General features: G+C 75.7%; 6 protein-coding genes. 1 reads left to right on the forward strand and 5 read right to left on the reverse strand.

The features are described from left to right. Positions 1-9: 9 nt before the first annotated feature. From ACZ3YL_RS05505 to ACZ3YL_RS05525, 5 genes are all read right to left on the reverse strand, one after another. Entirely contained in the window at positions 10-837 is an 828-nt protein-coding gene (locus ACZ3YL_RS05505) for a DUF4389 domain-containing protein (RefSeq protein ID WP_188306805.1), read from the reverse strand. Positions 838-1,040: 203 nt separating this feature from the next. Beyond that, the gene (locus ACZ3YL_RS05510; protein WP_465655599.1) at positions 1,041-1,682 is read right to left on the reverse strand and encodes an AfsR/SARP family transcriptional regulator; all 642 of its coding nucleotides are present in this window, start codon (positions 1,680-1,682) and stop codon (positions 1,041-1,043) included. 361 nt (positions 1,683-2,043) lie between these two features. Continuing rightward, positions 2,044-3,516, reverse strand: coding sequence for a condensation domain-containing protein (locus ACZ3YL_RS05515; protein WP_465655601.1), 1,473 nt, complete (start codon positions 3,514-3,516; stop codon positions 2,044-2,046). After that, positions 3,513-16,745, reverse strand: a complete 13,233-nt coding sequence (locus ACZ3YL_RS05520; RefSeq protein WP_465655604.1) for a MupA/Atu3671 family FMN-dependent luciferase-like monooxygenase — start codon at positions 16,743-16,745, stop codon at positions 3,513-3,515. The genes ACZ3YL_RS05515 and ACZ3YL_RS05520 overlap by 4 nt, the downstream gene beginning before the upstream one ends. A 201-nt stretch (positions 16,746-16,946) precedes the next feature. Beyond that, positions 16,947-18,227 carry an MFS transporter gene (locus ACZ3YL_RS05525; protein ID WP_465655606.1) on the reverse strand — a complete coding sequence of 427 codons (1,281 nt, stop codon included), beginning with the start codon at positions 18,225-18,227 and terminating at the stop codon, positions 16,947-16,949. A gap of 259 nt (positions 18,228-18,486) precedes the next feature. Here ACZ3YL_RS05525 and ACZ3YL_RS05530 point away from each other — a divergent pair, with 259 nt between their 5' ends. Continuing rightward, positions 18,487-19,227 carry a hypothetical protein gene (locus tag ACZ3YL_RS05530; RefSeq protein WP_465655608.1) on the forward strand — a complete coding sequence of 247 codons (741 nt, stop codon included), beginning with the start codon at positions 18,487-18,489 and terminating at the stop codon, positions 19,225-19,227. Positions 19,228-19,450 lie beyond the last annotated feature (223 nt).

A 19,450-nucleotide genomic window follows, 5' to 3' on the forward strand; every position in this document is an offset into this window, starting at 1 on the left:
CCGGGCCGGTCAGCCGGAGACGCCGCCCCGCTCCACCGGCCCCGGCACGAGGGGCGCGATGACGTGCTGGCTCGGGTTGGTGCCGTGGTCCTCGTTGTCGTCGTCGTTGTTCACCGAGGCGGTGACGGAACTCGTCAGCCAGGAGACCACCCCGAGGATCAGGAAGAGGACCAGCAAGCCGCGCCCACCCCCGCTCAGCACCAGCGGGCGGGTGGCCGACACCCGCTCGGGCTCACTGCCCGGCTCCTCGCCGAACAGCCGCTTGGGGTAGGCGGAGGTGAGCATCACCAGGTAGGCGGTGTACCGCATCTGGTAGCGCAGGATCGCCGTCGTCGCCTCGTACAGCGACTGCGGCATCCGGCCGAGGACCAGCACCACCAGCCAGATGACGATCGAGACCATCCACCAGCCCGCGTGCAGCAGGCCCTGCACGATCGACGCCGGGATGACCAGGATGATGCGGAACAGCACGGCCAGCCGGTTCAGTTCGCCCGGTTGCAGGCCGACCTGCACCGGGTACTCGGGGGCCCGGAACCGGAACGGCGGGTAGCGGTCCACGGTGAGCATCAGATAGGCGGTGACCCGGGTCTCGTACGGGACGAACGCGGTGAGGTAGTCCGCCGCGAACCCGGGCAGCCGGCCGAGGACCAGCGCGCCGAACCAGCCGATCACGGTGACGAAGAACGCCACCACCGACAGCGCCCAGAGCACCACGAACTGCGGGACCAGCAGCAGGAGGCGCAGCAGCACCGTCCAGCGGTCCTGCCGGCCGGCCGCCGGCATGTCCAGCACCGGAAGCCACTCACGGCTGACGGGGGCGGGGGGAGCCTGCCACATCCGGGCCTCCACGGTCTCGGGACGACGGGACCCGGCAGTCGGGCACTGCCGGGTCCCTCCGAAGATCGCAGCCGCCCGCCCGCCCCGCGCGCCGTGCTGCGCCGGACGGGTCTGCCGACGACCCCACCCGGGGGACGGCCCCGCCCTCCGTACGCCGGTTGCCCGATGTCCGGTGGATCGGGAGGGCCGGCCCGGTGGAGCCGTCAGTAGAACAGCTCGGGGCTGAGCTGGTAGTCGTAGCCCGTGCCGCCGGGCCAGTAGAAGCGCACCTCGGCCTTGTAGTCGTGGCCCGAGCTCGGGTTGGTGAGGACCCAGGTGAAGGTGTACGGGCCGGTGTGACACGGGAAGGTGGTGTCCAGCGCCTTGCCGCGGGAGGTGTAGTCCCAGAGGATCACCTCCTCGTTGCAGTTGCCGTTGCCGAAGTTGCTGTACGCCGACGCGGTGACGTGGCCGTTGCCCGCGCTCACGCACGCCCGCTCGTAGTCGGTGCCGTCGCAGCCGCCGCCGCTGGACGCCGCGGCGGTGCCCGTCGCGAACGGTCCCGGCACGTCGTGCAGGGCCGGGCCCGACCAGAGCGCGAGCGCGCCGGAGAGCAGGGTGCGGGCCCGTTCCGGCTGCCAGTTCCGGCGGGCGGTGGCGGCGTCGGCGAGCCCGGCCAGGAAGGCCGTCCGGTCGATCGTGCCCGGGTCGACGTCCAGCCGGTAGCCCTTGCCCTGGTGCCGCAGCAGGCTCGGGCCGGCCCGCTCGGGGCCCGCTCCGTCCAGCACCTTGCGGAGCCGGTAGACGTGGCCGGGCAGGGCGCCGGCCCGGTCCGGTCCGGGGCGTCGTCCCCCTCCTCGCCCCACACCCCGTCGATGATGTCGCCCACCGGGACGGTCCGGCCCTCGGCGGCGAGGAGTACCGCGAGGACCGCCCGGTCCCGGGCCCGGTTGAACCGCAGCTCACGGCCCGCGGACCAGGCCCGCAGCGGCCCCAGGCAGGTGAAGCGCAGCTCTGGCACGGCCCTCTCCCAGCACACGGCGGCCAACGCTGCGTCATCCTATGCGCACAGAGCGTGAGTTGACCGGAGATGCCGGAGTCCCGGCCGACCGCCGGTGGGGCGCCGTCGGCCGGGGGCGCGACGCGGCTCCGCACGCCGGGCGGCACGCCGTGCGGCGTGCGGCCGGGTGCGGCGCCCACGTCCTCCGGCCCGGCCGAGCCGGGCGGTCAGTCCGTCAGCTCCCGGTCCAGGCCGGCCACCAGGGTCTCCAGCCAGGACCGCACCGTCTCCGGGTCGAACAGGTCGGCGTCGTACTCGGCCAGGCCCTCGTACCCGTCCGCGTCCGGGGCGAGGAGCAGCAGGAGGTCGGAGCGGTTCGAGGGGCCCGGCACGTCCTCGATCTCGGCGGTGAGGCCGGGGAGGTCGAGGGCGATGGTCGGGGTGCTCTGCACGGTGAGCAGGACCTGCGGGTACGACTCCGGCAGCCGGACGCCGCGCTCGCGCAGCCGTTCGACCAGCTGGCCGAACGGCACCGTGGCGTGGTCCAGGGCGGTGGCGATCGCCCGCCCGGCCGCGTCCACCAGCGCCCCGAAGCCGCCCGGGAGGCGGGTGGGCAGCCGGATCGGCAGGCCGAAGGTGAGCAGGCCGACGACCTGCTCGTCGACCGGCCGGGTGCGGTTGGCGTGGGAGAGCACCACCAGGGTCTCCGCCGCCCCGGTCAGCTCGCCCAGCAGCCGGGCGTAGCCGGCCAGGAACACGGCCGAGGCGGTGGTGGAGCGTCCGGCGGCGTAGCGGTGCACCGCGTCGGCCAGTGCCGCCGGGACGCGGAGGCCGGCCGTGCCGCCGCGCCCGGAGCGCTGCTCGGGGCGCGGCCGGGCGGTGGGCAGTTCGACGGTCAGCGTGGTGCCGCCGAGGACCTCGGTCCAGTGGTCGAGGGCCTCGGCGACGGCGGCCGGGGTGACCACGGTCCGCTCCCAGCAGGCGTGGTCGGTCATCCGGCCGGGGGCCGGCAGCCGCCGGCCGTCCGCGCGGTACAGCGTGCCCAGGTCGGCCAGCAGGGTGGCCAGTGACCAGCCGTCGATCACGATGTGGTGGAGCGTCAGCAGCAGGACCCAGGTGTCATCGGCCGAGCGCAGCAGCCGGGCGCGCAGCAGCCGGGCGCCGTCCAGGTCGAAGGCCAGGGCGCCCTCCGCCCGGGCGGCCTCGGCGAGCGCCGCGTCCCGGGCGGCGGGGGCGAGCGCCCGCAGGTCGTCGAGCGGCAGGTCGACCGGGGTGTTCGGCATGACCTGCTGGAGCAGGCCGAGGTCGGTGTCCCGGTAGCGGGTCCGCAGGCTCTCGTGGCGGTCGGTCAGCGCCGTCAGCGCGGCGGCCAGCCGCTCGGGGTCCAGCGGGCCGCGCAGGGTGATGCGCTGGCTGATGTTCCACACCGCCGGGTCAGCGGAGCGGCCGTGGGTCCGGTGCAGGCGGCGTTGCGCCAGCCCGGCCGGCGCGGCGGCGAGCGCCGTGCCGGAGTCGGTCAGGACGGCCAGCAGCCGTGCCCGGTGGGCTCGGACGAGGCCGGCCACCTCCTCGTCCAGCGCGCCGGGCGGGGCCAGGTAGCCGAGCCGGTCGCCGGTGGTGCGCAGCACGATGTCACGTTCGCCGAGCAGCCGGACCAGCCGGTCCCAGGCCTGGTCGGCCGTGGGCGCGGCGGCGGTCACAGGGTGCCCTCCTCGTAGGCGGGGGCCGGACGGTGCCCGGCGGCCGGGCGGTGGGCGGCCATCGCCCGGATGGTGGGGCGGCGGAAGAAGTCCAGCACGCCGATCCGCAGCCCGGTCGCCTCGCGGACCCGGTTCAGCAGCCGGGTGGCGGCCAGCGAGTGGCCGCCGAGGTCGAAGAAGGAGGTCTCCACGCCCGCGGGGCGGCCGAGTTCCTCCTCCCACAGCCGTTGCACGGTGCGCTCCAGCTCGGTGGCCGGGGCGACGGCGGCCAGGCCGGCGCCCAACGGCAGCGGCTGTGGCAGGGCGTCGGCGTCGAGCTTGCCGTTCGTGGTGAACGGCAGCGCCTCGACCGCGGCCCAGAGCCCCGGCACCATGTGCTCGGGCAGCAGGTCGGCCAGCTGGTCGCGGACCCGGGGCAGGTCGGCGGCCGCGCACTGCACGTACCCGGCGAGCGTGGTGCCCGTCGGGGTACGGCGTGCCGTCACGGCCGCGCCGCGCACGCCCGGCACGGTCCGCAGCACGGTCTCGACCTCGCCCGGTTCGACCCGGTAGCCGCGCACCTTGACCTGGCGGTCGGCCCGGCCGAGGTACTCCAGGGTGCCGTCCGGGCGCCAGCGGCCGAGGTCGCCGGTGCGGTAGCGGCGGCCTTCCGGGGTGTCGGTGAAGACGGCGGCGGTCTCCTGCGGCCGGCCGTGGTAGCCGAGCCCGACCTGGACGCCGAGCACGTGGATCTCACCGACCGCGCCGGCCGGGGTCGGGCGCCCGGCGGGGTCCAGCAGCATGATCCGGTTACCCGGGACGGGGCGGCCGATCGCCACGTGGTCCGGTCCGTCCGGCCCGGCCTCGCCGACCGTGACCCCGTGGGTCTCGGTGGGGCCGTAGTGGTTCAGCAGTCGGCAGCCGGGGTTGCGGGCCAGGAAGGCCCGCAGTGCGGGGGTGAGCAGCAACTGCTCGCCGCCCTGGACCAGTTCGCGCAGGTGGGGCACCGGTTCCTCGCCGAGGGCCTCGACCAGCGCGGCCAGCGGGGTGTACGGCAGGTGCAGCCGCTCGGCCCGGGTGGCCCGGACGACGGCGGCCAGCGCGGTGATGTCGTAGCGGGTCTCCTCCTCGATCAGCAGCAGGGTGCCGCCGCCGGCCAGGGTGGTCAGCACCTCCTGGACGCTGACGTCGAACCCGCAGGAGGCGTACTGCAGGGTGCGGGCGGCCGGGTGGCCCGCGAGGTTCCAGGTCAGGAACGAGGCCAGGCCGAGGGTGTGCATCAGCACGCCCTTGGGCCGGCCGGTGGAGCCGGAGGTGTACAGCAGGTACGCGGCGGCCCGCGCCGAGGGGACGGGCAGCGGCGGCAGTTCGACGGCCGGCGCCCCGGATTCCCCGCCGGTGTGGACGGTCGGCAGCGTGATGCCCATCAGGTCCGTGCCCGGGGCGGTGAGCAGCACGGCCGGTGCGGCGTCCGCGGCGATCAGCCGGCAGCGCTCCGCGCCCTGCACCGGGTCGATCGGCACCAGGACGGCGCCCAGCCGCAGGACGGCCAGCAGCGCGGCCACCTGGTCCACCGAGCGCGGCAGCAGCACGCCCACCCGGCTGCCCTCGCGGACCCCGGCGGCCAGCAGCCGGCGGGCCAGGTCCTCGGCCCGGGCGGCCAGGGTCCGGTAGTCGGTCCGGGTGCCGTCGGGCGCGACCACGGCGACGGCGTCCGGCTGGGCGGCCACGGTGGCGGCCACCCTGGCCAGCGGGTGCGCGGGCGCCCGCTCCGCTTCGGGTCCGCACTCCAGAGCGGGGTCGGCCGGGGCGGCCGTCAGCTCGGTCAGCGGTCGGGCCGGGTCGGCGACGGCGGCGGTGAGCAGCCGCTCGAAGGCGTCGAACAGCCGGTCCACCGTGGCCCGGTCGAACAGGGTCTCGGCGTACTCCACGTGGCAGCGGATGCCGTCCGGCAGGTTGGTGAGGAACAGCGCCAGGTCGAACGCGGAGCGGTCGACCACGTGGTCCAGCGGACGGGCCGTCACCCCGGGCAGGTCCAGGTCGAAGACCGCGTGGTTCTCGAACTCGACCATGACCTGGAAGAGCGGGTTGCGGCTGGTGTCCCGCTGCGGGTTCAGCTCCTGCACCAGGACCTCGAAGGGCAGCTGCTGGTGTTCGTAGGCGTCCAGCGCGCTGGAGCGGACCCGGTCCAGCGCCTCGGCGAAGTCCGGCTCCCCGGACAGGTCCAGGCGCAGCGCCAGGGTGTTGACGAAGAAGCCGACGAGGTCCTCGGTACCCTCCGCCCGGTTGGCCAGCGGGGTGCCGAGCACCACTTCGTCCTGGCCGCCGTAGCGCTGCAGCACCCCGGCGAAGGCGGTGAGCAGCACCATGAACAGGGTCGAGCGCCGGCTACGGGCCAAGTCCCGTACGCCTGACGAGAGTTCGGCAGGCAGATGGCGGACGTAGGAGCGGCCGCGGCCGTCCGGGACGGCCGGGCGGGGCCGGTCGGTGGGCAGGGCCAGCACCGGGAGGTCGCCGCCGAGCACCTTGCGCCAGTACCCGAGGCTCTCCTCGTACGCCCCGGCGGCCACCGCGGCCCGCTCCCGGGCGGCCTCGGCGGCCGGGGTGGTGGTGAGCGCCGGGAGCCGGTGGGGCCGCTGCTCCCGGGCGGCCCGGTACAGCTCCCCCAGCTCCCGGGTGATCACCACGGTGGACAGGGTGTCGATCACGATGTGGTGCATCGACAGCACCAGGACGTGCCGCTCGGGCCCGGTCTCCAGCAGCCGGGCGCGGAACAGCGGGCCCTCGGCCAGGTCGAAGCGGTGGACGCCCTCGGCGGCGACCAGCGCGGCCACCGCGTCCCGCGACGGCCCGTCCGTCGGGACCCGCTCCAGCAGCGGGCCCTGGGGGGCCGGGAGCACCTGCTGGAACGGTTCGCCGTCCTGCTCCCGGAAGACGGTGCGCAGCCCGACGTGCCGTTCGACCAGGGCGCGCAGCGCGGCGTCGAGCGCCTCCGGGTCGAGCGGGCCGTCCAGTTCGACGGCCTTGACCTCGTTGTACTGCGCGGCGTCGGGCAGCATCCGGTGCAGGAACCACATCCGCTGCTGCGCGTAGGACAGCGGGGCGCCGTGCGCGGTGGCGCGGCGCAGGGCGTCGAGCTGCGGCAGGCCGGCGGCCACCAGGTCGGGGGCGAGCCCGAAGTCGACGAAGCAGGCGATCTCGTCCGCGCCGGCCGCCCGCAGGTCGGCGAGCACGGACCGCACGCTCTCCGGGGTGCCGATCAGGGCGCGCGAGGCGCAGTAGCGCTCGTAGGCGCGCTCCAGCACGAACTCCAGGTCCTCCTCGCGGGTGTTCTCGAAGTCCAGGGTCAGGCCGAGGCTGTTGGCCATCTGCCCGAACAGCGAGAGCGAGGAGCGCAGGTAGTGGCAGAACGGGCGGTAGGCCTGCGCGCGGGCGGTGTCGGGATCGGTGCCCAGGTAGGTGTGGACCAGCACGACCACCCGGCCCGCCTCCGGGTCCAGGCCGTGCTCGGCCCGGGTGCGCCGGTAGAGGGCGACGTTCTCGGCGAGCTGCTCCACGTCCTGGGTCATCAGGTTGGTGATGATCCCGAGGTCGTGGCGGGCGGCCTCGCGGAAGCTGTCCGGGTTGCCCACGACGGCGGTGAACATGGGCGGTTGCTCCTGCAGCGGGCGCGGGTGCAGGGTGACCTCGATCGGCTCCCCGTTGCCGTTGCGGCCGCGGTAGGGCTCACCGCGCCACAGGGCCCGGACGGTGTCGATCTGGCGGTGCATCAACTCCTTGTGGCCGCCGTAGTTCTCGGGGAAGAACAGGAAGTCGTTGGGGTGCCAGCCGCTGGCGCAGCCCAGGCCCACCCGGCCGCCGGAGAGGTTGTCGACCACCGACCACTCCTCGGCCACCCGGACGGGGTGGTGCAGCGGCAGCACCGCGCAGCCGGCGTTCAGCCGGATCCTGCTGGTCTCCCGGGCGAGCGCGGCGGCCAGCACCGAGGGGTTGGGGAAGATCCCGCCGAAGGAGTGGAAGTGGCGCTCCGGCAGCCAGACGGCGTGGAAGTCGTGCCGGTCGGCGAAGCGGGCGCTGTCCAGGACGATGCGGTACTTCTCGTCCTCCGGGGAGTCCAGGGGGTAGTCGCCGAAGAAGGAGAGGCTGAAGTCCACCGGGCGCTGGGGGTCGCGGACCGGCTGGTACGAGGTGGGGACGGGCTCGGTGCCGGTACGGGTCTCCGATCCGGGCTCCGGAAGCACGGCCGCCGGGCGCGGGGCCGGGAGCCGCACCCCGGGCGAGGCCGGGAAGAAGCCGCCGCGCCGCAGGCCGCGCAGCGACTCCCGGACGGCGTCGACCACGAACTCCAGGTCGCCGTCGGTGTGGGCGGTGGAGAGGAAGAAGTTGCGCCACTCCCAGACGTAGACCCCGCGGGTCAGCAGCTCCGGGAAGAACAGCTCCACGTCGGCGCGCGGCTCGAACCGGAACAGCGAGCCGAAGTGGGCCAGCCGCAGCGGGAACTCCTCCTCCTCGAAGAACCCGTTGAGGGTCGCGGCCAGTTCGTCGGTGCGGGCGTTCAGACGCTCCTGCAGGCCGGGGCCGGCCTCCTTGAGGTGGCGCAGCACTGCGCCCGCCGCGGTCATCGCCAGCGGGTGCTGGATGTAGGTGCCGCCGAAGAAGGTGGTGTCCTGGGGCGGGTAGCTGTCGTCCCCGTAGTCCCAGTGGCCGCCGTCGATGCCGTCCAGGAGGTCGGCGCGCCCGGCGATCGCGCCGATCGGGTAGCCGCCGCCGAGCACCTTGCCGTAGGTGGAGAGGTCCGGGGTCACGCCCCAGAAGCCCTCGGCGCCGCGCAGGTGGGGGCGGAAGCCGGTGAGCATCTGGTCGAAGAGCAGCACGATGCCGCGGCGGGCGGTCAGTTCGCGCAGCGCGCGGACGAACTCGACGGGCTGGCGCCCCGGGTGGCGGCTCTGCACCGGCTCGACCAGCACGGCGGCGATCCGGTCGCCGAGTTCCTCGATGACCTGGAGGCTCTGCGGATCGCCGTACTTCAGCACCACCAGGTCGGCGACCGCGCTGCCGGGGATGCCGCTCGACACCGGGACGGTCTCCCGGTCGGCGCCGTGGCCCACGGTCCGGCCCAGGGTGTGGTCGAAGTGGCCGTGGTAGGAGCCTTCGAACATGACGATCTTGTCCCGGCCGGTGAAGGCGCGGGCCAGCCGGATCGCCCCGGCGTTCGCCTCGGTGCCGGAGTTGGCGAACGCGACCCGCTCGGTGCCGGTCAGCTCGGCCAGCAGTTCGGCGGCCTCGCCGGTCTCCGGGCCGCGCGGGCCCAGCCGCAGCCCGCCGGCCAGGTGCTCGCGGACGGCCTCGGTGACGAACTCCGGGTCGTGGCCGAAGAGCAGCACGCCGAAGCCCATGGTGATGTCGACGTAGGTGTTGCCGTCGAGGTCCTCCAGCCGGGAGCCCCGGGCCCGGCGGGCCGCCAGCGGGTAGAGCATCTCCTTGGTCGAGGAGCGGAAGCCGACCACGGCGCGGCTGTCCGCGAGGGTGCGCCGGTGGCGGCGGGTGACCGCCTTGGAGGCGGCGGTGCGGGCGGTGAAGCGGGCGACCAGTTCGTCCACATGGGCGCGCTGCGGCTCGGTCAGGCCGCCGGCGGCCATGCCGGACTCGCGGGACAGGGTCACCCGGGGGCCGTGCACCTGCGGGGCGGACGGCGCGGGAGCTTCGGCGGCGGGGACTTCGGGGGTGGCGACTTCGGGAACGGGGGCGGTCGCGACGGCCGGTGGCAGGGCGACGGGAGCCGCCGCCGGGACGGGCGCGGGCGGCGCCGTCCCGGTCCCGGCCAGCAGGCCGAGCTGGTCGCGCATCAGGTCGGAGAACTGGCCGAGCAGCGCGAGCTGGCGCTCGATCAGGCCGGTGCCGTCGGTCACCGGGCCGGACACGGCCGGCGGCGGGAGCGTGACCGGGGCGGCGGGTACGGGCGCGGCGGGGAGGACGGGCACGGGCGGCGCGGGGAGGACGGGCACGGCCGCCTGGGGTGCCGGGGCCGTCACCGGGGCCGCAGACGGCGAAGGGACCGCGACCGGCTGAGGGACCGCAGCCGGCTGAGGGACCGCCACCGGCTGAGGGACCGCAGCCGGCGCGGGGACCGCGACCGGCTCGGGCACGGCCGCCGGCAGCAGCCCGTCCCGGACGGCGGGCTCCAGCCGGCCGGCGATCAGCCCCGCCAGCCGGGCCGGCGTGTCCGCCGCCTCGAACAGTTCGCGCATCGAGATCCGCACCCGGAACGCGCGCTCCAGGTCCCGGATCATGTTGATCATCCCGAGCGAGTCGGCGCCCAGGTCGAAGAAGGGGTCGTCGGCGCCGACCGCCTCCTCGTCATGGCCCAGCTGCCGGGCCGTCTGTTCCAGTACCCGGCGCAGCACGGCCTCCTCGGCGAGCTGTTCGGGGCTCGCGACGGGTACCGGGGCGACGGGTACCGGGGCGACGGGCTCCGGAGCGGCCGGTGCCGGGGCGGTCTGCTGGGGCGGCGGTGCCTGGTGCATGGCGGGGTCCTCGGTGGTCGGCCGGTCGGGGGCGGTGAACCAGTGGCGGCGGCGCTGGAAGACGGTGGTCGGCAGGGGCACCCGGCGGGCCGGGCCGTCCGGCCAGTCGCGGGCGGCGGCGAAGCGCGCCCAGTCGATCGGGACGCCGTGGGACCACAGCGCGGCGGCCGCGGCGTCGAACTGCGGCTCCTGGGGTGCGCCGCGTCGGGCGCCGGCCACGAAGTGGCGGTGCGGCAGCTCCCGGCGGCCCATGCCGGTGAGCGTCGGGTGCGGGCCGAGCTCCAGGAAGAGCTCGTGGCCCTGGCCGTCCAGGGCGGCCAGCACCAGGTCGAAGCGCGCGCACTCCCTGGTCTGCCGGACGAAGTAGTCGGGCGTGGGCACCGTGCCGGGGGCCAGCACCTCGCCGCCCAGGTTGCTCACCAGCGGTACGGTCAGCGGCCGCAGGCGCAGCCGGGCGAGCTGCTCGCGGAACGGTTCGAGCACCGGGTCGAGCAGTCGGGAGTGGAACGCCCGGTCGGTGGTGAGGCGTTCGGTGCGCACGCCCTCGGCGGCCAGGGCGGTCTCCGCGGCCGCGATCTCCTCCGGCGGGCCGGCCAGCACGCACTGGCCGGCGCCGTTGACCACGGCCGGCTCCACCCCGGGCAGCCGGTCGGCGAGTGCGGCGAGCCGCTGCGGACCGGCCATCACCGCCGTCATGGCGCCGGGCCCGGTCGCCCGGTGCATCAGCCGGCCGCGCAGCGCGGTGAGGAACATCCCGTCGGCGAGGTCGAGTGCGCCGGCCGCGTGGAAGGCCGCGTACTCGCCGGCGCTGTGCCCGGCGACCGCGGCCGGGCGGAGCCCGAGTTCCTGCCAGAGCCTCAGGTAGGCCGCTTGCAGGGCGAACAGCGCGGGCTGCGCGGCCTCGGTGGTCCAGGCGTCGTCGGCGCCCTGGGGCACGGCGTCGAGCAGCAGCGGCAGCAGCGGTTCGTCCCAGGCCTCGCGGTGCAGCCGGTCGCACTCCTCCAGGACGGCCCGGAACACCGGGAAGGCGCGGTGGAGTTCGGCGGCCATGCCCCGGTACTGGGCGCCCTGGCCGGTGAAGAGCAGCACCGGCTGGACGTCGCCGCGCCGGGCCTCGCGGCGGACCGGTACGGCTCCGGTGGTGCGGCCCGCCGGGGCCGGGCCCACGTGGGCTTCCAGGCCGCGGCGCAGCTCCTGGGGGCCGGCTCCGGTGACGGCGAGGCGGTGGCGCAGCGCCCGGCGGCCGCCGCCCAGGGTGAGCGGCAGGTCGCCGGGGGCGGGCGCGGGCCCGGTGGCGAGGCGGTCGCGGAGCAGGCGGGCCAGGTCGGCCAGGCCCTGCTCGGTGCGGGCGGACAGCGGCAGCACGGTCGGAGCCTGCCGGGGGCCGGGGCCGTCGATGCCACGGGGTGCGGCCGTCGCGGGCGCCTCCTCCAGCACCAGGTGGGCGTTGGTGCCGCCGACGCCCAGCGCGCTGACCCCGGCCCGGCGCGGGGTGGGGCCGGCCGGCCAGTCGTGGCGCTGGGCGGAGAGCCGGAACGGGCTTCCGGTCAGCTCCAGCGCGGGGTTGGGGCGGCTGAAGCCGACCAGCGGCGGGATGGTGCCGTGCCGGAGCACCAGCAGGGCCTTGATCAGCCCGGCCATTCCGGCGCAGGTGTCCAGGTGGCCGATGTTGGGCTTGACCGAGCCGAGCGAGCAGAAGTCGGCGGCCTGGGTCCGGGCGCGGAACGCCTGGGCCAGCGCCCGGAACTCGATCGGGTCGCCCAGCGGGGTGCCGGTGCCGTGCGCCTCGATGTAGCCGACGCTCTCGGCCGGCACCCCGGCGAGGTCGAGGGCCCGGCCGACCACCGCCGCCTGGCCGTCCACGCTGGGCGCGGTGTAGCCGACCTTCTGCCCGCCGTCGTTGTTGACGGCCGAGGCGAGGATCACGCCGTGCACGGTGTCGCCGTCCGCCAGTGCCCGGTCCAGGCGCTTGAGCAGGACGGCCGCGACCCCGTTGCCGCCGACGGTGCCGGCGGCCGCCGCGTCGAAGGCCCGGCAGACGCCGTCGGGGGCGAGGATCGACCCCTCCTGGTAGCGGTAGCCGGCGGCCTGCGGGATGTGCAGGGCGGCGGCCCCGGCCAGGGCCAGGTCGCAGTCCCCGGCCAGCAGCGACTGCGCCGCCAGGTGCACCGCGACCAGCGAGGTGGAGCAGGCGGTCTGCACGCCGATCGCCGGGCCGGTCAGGCCCAGCCGGTAGGCGACCCGGGTGGCGGCGAAGTCGGCCTGGTTGCCGATCGCGGTCTGCAGCGCGGGCACCGGCTCGGCCGGGTCGACGGTGGCGGCCAGGGTGTGCTGGTAGTAGGTGCGCAGCGCGTACAGGGTCATCCCGGTGCCCGCGAAGACGCCGACCCGGCGGTGCGGGTCGGGCGCGTCGTAGCCGCCGTCCTCCAGGGCCTGCCGGCAGATCTCCAGCAGCAGGCGCTGCTGGGGGTCCATCAGCGCGGCCTCGGTGCCGCTGATGCCGAAGGCCTCGGCGTCGAACCGGTCGGTGTCGGGCAGCGCCCCGGTCACCGGGACGTAGTCGGGGTGGCGGTACTCCTCGGGGCGCAGGCCGGCCGCCGCCAGCTCCTCCTCGGTGAACCGGGTGGTGCTGCGGACCCCGTCGACGATGTTGCGCCAGTACTGCTCGGGGGTGTCGGCGCCGGGGAAGCGCAGGGCCAGGCCGACGATGGCCACCCGGCGGTCGTCGGGGCTGCCGGCCACGGGGGCGGCCGTGGGCGCGGCGGACACGGCGGGTGCCTCGGCCAGGTGGGCGATCAGGGCGTCCACGGTGGGGTGCCGGAACAGTTCGGTGGGCGAAGGGGGCGTCGGCAGCACCGCGCTCAGCGCGCCGTGCACCCGCATCAACTGCAGTGACCCGATGCCGAGTTCGACCAGCGGGTGGGCCGGGTCGAGCGGGGCGTCGAGGACCGCCTCGAAGGCGTCCAGGACGGTCCGGCGCAGCTCCGCGACGGCGGGGGCGGCGGCTCCGGCCGGTTCACCAGGGGCGGGCGCGGGCCGCCCCTCGGCCGGACGGCCGGCGGCCACCTCCGGGACCGGCCGTGGCGCGGTGGCCAGCAGGCGGCGGCGCGCGGCGGGAGCGCTCGGATCGGGCCCGGCGTACCAGCGGCCCGGGGGGCCGGCCAGCAGCAGCGTCGCCAGCCGGCGGCCGTGCGCGGCGCTCAGCACGGCGATGCCCCGGGCGGCGGAGGCCTGCTCGTGGTCGGTGGCGCGGTTCATGCCGACCCGGCTCCACAGGCCCCAGGCGATGCTCCAGGCCGGGGTGCCGGTCTCCCGGTGCAGCCGCTCGACCGCGCTCTCCAGGTAGCGGTTGGCGGCGGCGTACGCGGTGGAGCCGACGGCCTCCTGGAAGCCGACCATCGAGGAGAAGCCGACGAACTGGGCGCCGGGCCGCCGGCGGACGAGCTCGATCAGGTGGTCCGTACCGGTCGTCTTGGCGCGCACCGCCGCGCGCCAGCTGTCGCGGTCCGTGCCGGAGAGCAGGGCGATCCGGTAGGCGCCGGCCAGGTGGAGCACGCCGTCCAGCGGTGCCTGCCAGTCCCGTTCGGCCTCGGCGACCACCGCGGCCAGCTGCTCGCGGTCGGTCACGTCGGCGCGGCGGTAGTCGACCCGGCCGCCGTACGCGGACAGCCGGTGCAGCGCGGCGCGGCGTTCGGCCGCCTCGGCGGTCGGCGCGTCCAGGTCGGTGCGGCCGATCACCAGCAGCCGGGAGCCGTGGTCGCGCAGCAGGCCGGGCAGCAGCTCGGCGGCGATCCCGCCGAGGCCGCCGGTGACCAGGTAGCGGGCGCCGGGAGCGAGCAGCGAGCAGCCTTCGGCATCGGTCGCGGGCCCGGCCGGGCCGAGCCGGGGCACCCATGGGCGGCCCGCGCGCCAGGCGCACTCGGGCTCCGGCCGGGGCTCGGCCAGCAGGGCGAGCAGCGCGGCGGCCTGCTCGGCGGGTGGCAGTCCGGTCGCCAGGTCGATGTGCCGGGCGGCCGGCACCAGCTGCTCGGCGCCGGCGCCGGCGGTCAGCGCCGCCGTCAACGCCGGTGCCGGATCCGGGAGTTCGCCGGGCAGTACGGCGTGCAGTCCGGCGCTGACGGTGACCAGCTCGCCGGTCGGCGGCCGGTCGGCGAGGGCCCGCAGCAGGGCGAGCAGCGCTTCGTCCGGCGGTGCGGCGTCCGCGGGCCACGCCGCGCCGCCGCAGGCCGCGCCCCACAGGTGCACCACCCGCCCGGGGCGCTCCTCGCCGAGCGCCCGCAGCCACTGCCCGGGGTCGGCGGTCGGCGGCTCGTCCACCACCACGGCCCCCGGCAGGGCGGCGCGCAGCGCCTCGACGAGGGTGCCGGGCCCGGCGGGGCCGAGCAGCAGGGTCGGCCCGGTCGGGTCGCCGTCGGCCGGGGTCGTCGGGGCTGCCGGGGTCGTCGGGGCTGCCGGGGTCGTGAGGTCGGCGGGGGCCTCCGGTGCCGGGCGGGGTTCCCAGGCGATCCGGCGCACGCAGTCCGGCAGGGTACGGGAGTTGGCCTCCGCCAGGTCCAGCGCCACGATGTGCTCGTCGAGTTCGCCGTCGAGCAGGCGCCCGCGCAGGGCGGTGCGCTGGATCTTGCCGCTGGTGGTGCGTGGGAAGTCGGCCACCGGTACCGGCAGCACCAGGGCGGGGGCGGGCTGGCGGCGGGCGGCCAGCAGCCGGCGGACCTCGGCGGTCACCGGGGGTGCGGGGGCGTCCGGGTCGTTCGGCACGTAGGCGATCACCAGTTGCTCGGTGCCGGTGCGTTCGTCCGGGACCCCGAAGGCGGCGACGTGCCCGGACCGCACTCCCGCCACCGAGGCGACCACGTCCTCCAGCTCGTGGCAGAAGTGGTGCACCCCGTTGACGATGATGATCTCCTTGCGACGGCCGGTGAGCACCACCTCTCCGTCGGCCAGGAAGGCGAGGTCCCCGGTGTCGAACCAGCCGTCGCCGACGAAGGACTCGCGGTCGGCGGCCGGGTTGTTCAGGTAACCGGGCGTCACCCGGCCGGAGTTGACCTGGAGTCGGCCGACCCGGTGCTCGGGCAGGGCGCGGCCGTCCTCGCCCGCCACCCGGATCCGGGTGCCGGGTGCGGGGCGCCCCATGCTGAGGAAGGCGGTGCCGCGCTCCGGGGAGTCCGGGTCGGCGGGCGCCAGCCGGCCGGTCAGCGAGTCGGTGCGCACCAGGCGGCGGGCTCCGTCCTCGTGGTAGCGCTTGTAGGTGATGGCGGTGCAGGTCTCGGCCATGCCCCAGCCCAGCAGCACGTGCTCCGCCCGTACGCCGAACGGCCCGGTGGCGGCCAGGAACTCGTCCAGCACCGCCGCGGTGCACTGCTCTCCCGCGTTGATCAGGGACTTGACCGAGGAGAGGTCCCAGTGCCGGCCCGGACCGGCCGCCCGCACGGCCTCGGCGACCAGCCGGTAGCCGAAGTTGGGCGACCAGGAGTGCGCGCCCCGGTAGCGCTCCAGCGTGTCCAGCCAGAGCAGCGGATCGGCGAGCACCAGCTCGGTGGGCACCTGCACCTGGTCGGCGGCGAGCGCCACGTCGCGCAGGTGGAACATCAGCAGCCCGGCGACGTGGTCCAGCGGCAGCCAGTTGACGGTGACGTCCTCGGGCGCGGTGCCCTGGGCGACGGCGCCCGCCACGTACTCCAGGATGCCGCGATGGGTGATCTGCACCGCCTTGGAGCGGCCGGTGCTGCCGGACGAGAGCTGGAGGATCGCGACGTCGCCCGGGTCCGGGGCGTGCTCGGCGCCGGTGCGGGCGGGTGCCGTGCCGTCAGCGGCGGGCCGGTCGACCGCGATGACCCGCAGGCCGGGCGCCGGGTAGAGCTCCCCGAGCCGTGCCAGGCCCGCCACCGCCGGGCCGGCGGCGAGCACCGGCGGCTGCTCCAGGGTCTGCCAGGCGTGCCAGAGTTTCTCCAGGACGGGGTTGTGCTGGTCGTACGCCGGCGGGCGGGCCACCGTGACCGGCTGCACCCCGCCCAGCAGGCAGGCCCACAGGGTGGTGAAGTAGTCCTCCGGCTCCGGCAGTTGGAGGAGGACTCGGTCTCCTGGCCGCAGTCCGGCGGCGGTCAGCAGGGCGAGGGTCCCCCGGGCCCGCTCCAGCAGTCGGCGGTAGGTCAGCCTGGTCGCCCCGCCGTCGGCCCGGACCAGGTGCAGGCCGCGCCCGGGGTGCTGCTCGGCGGCGCGCAGCAGGGCCTCGGGCAGCGTCCGGGGCGCGTCCGGCGGCGGCTCGGGCAGCGGGGCACCGACCGCCTCGGTCCCGGCCTCGTCTGTTTCCGCGTCGTCCGGAGCGGCAGGCGTGTGGGCAGCCGTGGAGGCTTCCGTGGCCGCGCCGAACGGCCGCCAGTGCGCGGTGAGTTCGCGCAGGTGGCGCAGGGCGGGACCGGGCTCGGCCGGCGGCCGGGCCGCGGCGGCGGCGAGGGCGGCGCGGTCGGGCTCGCCCTCCGGAGTGCGGACGATGCCGTCCAGCAGGTGCACCTCGGTGCCCGGGTCGGCGTCCAGCAGGGCCGCGGTGGCCCGGCGGCGCAGGGCGGCGGGGTCGGTGTCGACGGCGGGCACCAGGTAGGCCAGCAGGCCGCGGCGGCCGTCGGCGCGCTCGACCGGCAGCAGTGCGCAGTCGGCGACCTCGGGACGCAGCAGCAGCCGGGCCTCCAGAGCGCGCAGCCGGGCGCGGTCGGAACCGGTGGGGCTCATCAGCGACGGCACCTTTCGGATCGGTGCGGGGCGCGCGCGGGTGGGGCGGCCCCGGGGTGCGGAGGGTGGGCGGATCGGGGTGGCCTGCGGCCTTGTGGGCGTCGGCGGATCCGGTGGCGCGGTACGTGTGGGTGCGGTCACGGGCGGTACGGCGACGGGCTGTGCGGCGGTGACGGGCGGTACGGTGCCGGGCTGTGCGTTTCAGTGCCTGCGGGAGCGGGAGCGGGTGACCAGGACCAGGAAGCCGAGCGCCAGCACGATCGGGACGGCGTGCGAGACGCCGACCACGGTCAGCGGGCTGAGCAGCGCCAGCAGGGATCCGCTCAGCAGCATGCCGGTGCCCATGCCGACGTTCTCGGCGGAGGCGAGCAACCCGAAGGCCTGCCCGCGCCGTTCGTCGGCGAGGGCCTGGATCCGGGTGGTGTACGAGATCTCGGTGAAGCCGTCGCCGAGCCCCGCGCCGATCGCCACCAGCAGGAACAGCGGGGTCGGCAGCCCGGTGAAGACCAGGATGAAGCAGCCGGACATCAGGCAGGTGCCCAGGGCGAAGGCGCGTTCGCCCGGTTCGATGCCCCGGCGCAGCAGGAGCCGGGAGACCAGTTGCTGGGCGCCGAGGTTGCCCACCGCCCAGGTGGCCCAGAACATGCCCAGCACCGCGGCGGGGTTGCCGGGGTCGTGCTGGTTGGCGAAGACGGGCAGGCTGATGTTGTGCGCGGCCGAGCCGAAGGCGTCCAGTAGCCGGATCCCGGCCATCGCACCGACCACCGGGGCGGCCCGCAGGACGATTAGGGCCTGCCACTGACTGCCGAATCGTTTCCTCGCTCCAGCGGCGTCGCCGGTGTCACCGGCGGGATCCACCGCGGACTGCTCGACCGGCTCGGGCCGGGTGCGCAGCGGCAGCCGGAACACCACGGCGGCGAACACCAGGAAGCTGGCCGCGTCGATGAGCAGGGCCGCCCGGAACCCGGCCCAGGCGACCACCACGCCCGCGGAGGCGAAACCGAGCACCATGGCGGCCGAACGGCAGCTCGCCATCAGGCTGTTGGCGCGGGCCCGGCGCTCGGAGCCGACCATCTCCGGGATGCTGGTGCGCAGCGCGACGGCGCACACCGCGGCCGCGCCGCCGAAGACCAGCGCGAGCGGGTAGAGCACCGGGATGCGTGCGGAGGGCGGCACGAGGGCGACCACCACCAGCGCCACCGCCTGGGCCAGCGCACAGCCCGTCATCAGCCGCCGCCGGTCGGTCCGGGCCACCAGCCGCCCGGCGAGCATTCCACCGGCGAAACCGCCGGTCAGCCGCAGGATCAGGTACCCCGCCGTGCCGAGCGCGTTCCCGGCCGCCTCGTACGCGAACAGGCTGAGCGCCACCAGGTCGAGCTGGCTCCCGTAGGTGGACAGGGCATCGCCCAGCGCCAGCCGGTAGAACACCCGGGGCAGCTTCTCGGCGGCCTGGCGCGGTACTTGCTGTGCGGTGTCCGGCACCGGTCCCCCAGGCACGCCGTTTCGGTCGCTTCAGTGTCACATTGCACGGCAATGTAGAAGTCACCCGACGGTAGATCAAGAGCTTGATCGTCCGCTGTCCAAAAGACCGTGTGTTCGGCCGATCCGGAACCATCATTCCGGCCAGCCTGGCGAGTTGGTGCCCGTACGCCCCGTCCCCGACCCCGGCCCGAACTGCCGCCTGAGCGGGGGCCGTGCGAACTCACATGACAGCTGCGGCCGGCTCCGCGATCATTGGCCGATGACCACCGAACCGGACCTTCTCGGCCTGAGCATCGTCTGCCCGCCGTCCGGCGAGGGCGGCACCGAGATCCGCCCGGTCGTCAACGGCCGGGATCTCCTGGCCGACCTGTCCCCACGTGGCGGGGAAGGAGGCCCCTGGTATGTGGGAGCGGGCCCCCGGTACCTGTTGCGCCGGGCCAGGCCGTTGCGTGCCGCTGCCACGCCCCACGAGGTCCGTCTCGGTGTGGCCGGGTGCGGCCTGGAGCGGTGCTGCGGTTCCCTGTACGTGACGGTCAGGCGTGCCGGGGAGCATGTCGTCTGGGCGGGCTGGCGCGATCCGGCCGATCAGGACCTCGACCTGCCGGAGTTCCGGTTCGCCGCGGATCAGTACGAGGCCGAGGTCCTGCGAGCCGAAGAGGACCGCGGCTGGGAGTGGCCGGCAGCGGTGGTCGCGACGCTGCTCGAAGCGGGGCTGAGTGAACGTGAGGACTGGCTCGCCAGGTGGGAGTGCGAGTTGGAAGCCGTCTGGGCCTCGCGCGCGGAACCCGATCGGATCGAGGTCGTCCTGCGGCATCCTCCTGGCCGGGAGGAAACGGATCTGCCCTGGGCCCAGTTCCTGATGACCCTCCCGATCTCCGCAGCCGACCCGTCGGCCCAGGCCGAGCGCCTCGAAGCGCAGCTGACGGCGGGCGATCCCCGTGCCACCGCCGAGCTCTGCGGAGGTGACAACCCCGAGCAACTGGGCTACCCGTGGCCCTAGGGTCCGCCGTTCAGGTGAACGGCGGGGAGAGGTAGGTCGGACCGCCTCTCCCCGACCTACCCCCGTCCCGGCGAACGAGCCGACCCCGGCGCCGACCGGCGCGTGGGCCCTCACGCGGGCCACTCATCGCTCGACGGCCGGGAATCCCGGACGGGTCGGTAGGTCAGGTCGACGCAGTCGCAGGGCGCTGCCGACCGGGTCGGCCTCGCACACGCCTCCTGAC

It is taken from the genome of Kitasatospora sp. NPDC023176, from assembly GCF_055560495.1.